Annotated in this window: 2 protein-coding genes; one reads left to right on the forward strand and one right to left on the reverse strand. The window is 52.2% G+C overall.

All coding sequences use genetic code 11. The features are described from left to right. The coding region (hutU, locus tag Q0L26_RS05850; RefSeq protein WP_296648652.1) for a urocanate hydratase at window positions 1-1,438 on the reverse strand (1,438 nt) is incomplete at its 3' end. Window positions 1,439-1,549: 111 nt separating this feature from the next. Here hutU and Q0L26_RS05855 point away from each other — a divergent pair. After that, window positions 1,550-1,870, forward strand: a complete 321-nt coding sequence (locus tag Q0L26_RS05855; protein ID WP_296648657.1) for a type II toxin-antitoxin system PrlF family antitoxin — start codon at window positions 1,550-1,552, stop codon at window positions 1,868-1,870. The last annotated feature ends 149 nt before the right edge of the window (window positions 1,871-2,019 follow it).

Raw genomic sequence — 2,019 nt, forward strand, 5'->3', positions numbered from 1 at the left:
TGGCGCCAGAGGCCACGTTCAACATGGCGTTCAGGATTGGCCAGTCGGCGATTGCGTCTGAGCCGTCGAGCATTGCTTCTGTCTCGCGGTAAGGCGAGGCAACCGAACCACAGTCAAGGTGGTCTCGACCAATAACAATTGGTGCGCTAACTTCGCCGCGCTTAACTAGGTCGTTGAAAATTGCTCCTGCCTTGTCGCGTTCGCCATAACCCAACCAGCAAATGCGCGCTGGTAAACCTTGGAACTGCACGCGCTCCTGCGCCATGTTGAGCCATCGGTGTAGGTGTTTGTTTTCTGGGAACAGTTCCATCATTGCTTGGTCTGTGCGGTAAATATCTTTTTTGTCACCCGATAGCGCAACCCAACGGAATGGACCCTTGCCCTCGCAGAAGAGTGGGCGAATGTAGGCGGGCACGAAACCAGGGAATGCGAATGGGCGATCGTAGCCACCCTTGCGTGCTTCGTCGCGAATTGAGTTGCCGTAGTCAAAGACGATTGCGCCCTTGTCCATGAAGCCAACCATTGCTTCAACGTGCTTTGCCATTGCAGCTTGCGCGCGCTTAGTGAAGTCTTCCGGATTGCTTTCGCGTGCATCTTTTGCGTCGGCAAGATCCATTCCCTCTGGAATGTAGTACAGCGGGTCGTGCGCAGAAGTTTGGTCAGTGATGATGTCAATTGGTACTTCGCGCTTTAGAAGCTCGGCAAAAACAGTTGCGGCGTTTCCAACGACACCAACCGACTTTGCAATGCGTGCGTTTTTGTATTTCACTGCAAGATCAATTGCCTGATCTAGATTGTCAGCGATTTCATCAAGGTAGCGATCGCGCACGCGCATCTCGAGTGAGCGGCGGTCAACGTCAACAATTAGACACGTGCCCTCGTTCATTGTTACTGCAAGAGGTTGTGCCCCACCCATGCCACCGCAACCACCGGTAAGAGTAAGTGTGCCGGCGAGTGTGCCACCAAAAGATTGTTCGGCTACCGCCGCGAAAGTTTCGTAGGTACCCTGCAGAATTCCCTGGGTGCCGATATAGATCCATGAACCCGCGGTCATCTGACCGTACATGGTTAGACCTAGGTGTTCTAGGCGGCGGAACTCTGGCCAGTTAGCCCAGTCACCAACCAAGTTTGAGTTTGCAAGCAGCACGCGCGGTGCCCACTCGTGGGTGCGGAAAACACCAACCGGCTTACCCGACTGCACCAACATGGTCTCGTCGTTTTCAAGGTTGGTAAGTGTGTTGACGATCGCATCGAAGCTCGCCCAGTTACGCGCAGCCTTTCCGCTACCGCCGTAGACAATCAGATTCTCTGGGTGCTCGGCCACTGCTGGGTCGAGGTTGTTGTGCAGCATTCGAATTGCTGCTTCTTGACCCCATCCTTTGGCGGTGAGGTTTGGCCCTGTGGCTGCGTGCAACGCTGAACGATTGATTGTTGTCATAAATTCAGTCTTACACAGCCAAATTGGTCGTTTTTAACCGGATCCAAGACGTTATAAACAGGTTGGTGTTGGGTATTGACTTAGGTAATGCAATTGCATTACCTTTGCCACATGAGCACAATTCAGGCAACTTCAACTCTGACCGACCGCTACCAGACCACCATCCCGGACACAGTCCGCAAGGCTCTGGGCCTAACTAAGCGTGACCAGTTGTTATACACAGTTCTTCCGAACGGCGAAATCCGCGTGCAGAAGGCCGATACCGTCAACGATGACGTGGCGCTAAACGCCTTCCTGAAATTGCTCGAAAAGGACATCATGGAAAATCCTCAAAACCTCATTCCCCTTAGCAAGGAACGCCTCGCTTACTGGCGCAGCCTTGGCGACGGCAAGCAGATTGACCTCGATGCACTTTTGGTGAACGAAGACTAATTGAACCAGGAACCATTGCACGATTGGACTTTGATTAATCACCCGCTTTTTGAACTTCAGCTTCAAAAACTAGAAGCCGAAGAATCGAAAAAAGGCCCAAAGAGTTTTGCAGGAAAACTCCTGCGTTCAATCGAGAAAATTACAAACGA

The sequence above is a fragment of the Rhodoluna sp. genome (assembly GCF_024641065.1).
Lineage (GTDB): Bacteria > Actinomycetota > Actinomycetes > Actinomycetales > Microbacteriaceae > Rhodoluna.

Coding starts and splice junctions, on each gene's coding strand:
- Q0L26_RS05855 (WP_296648657.1), top strand. CDS start 1,550: ATGAGCACAATTCAGGCAACTTCAACTCTGACCGACCGCTACCAGACC.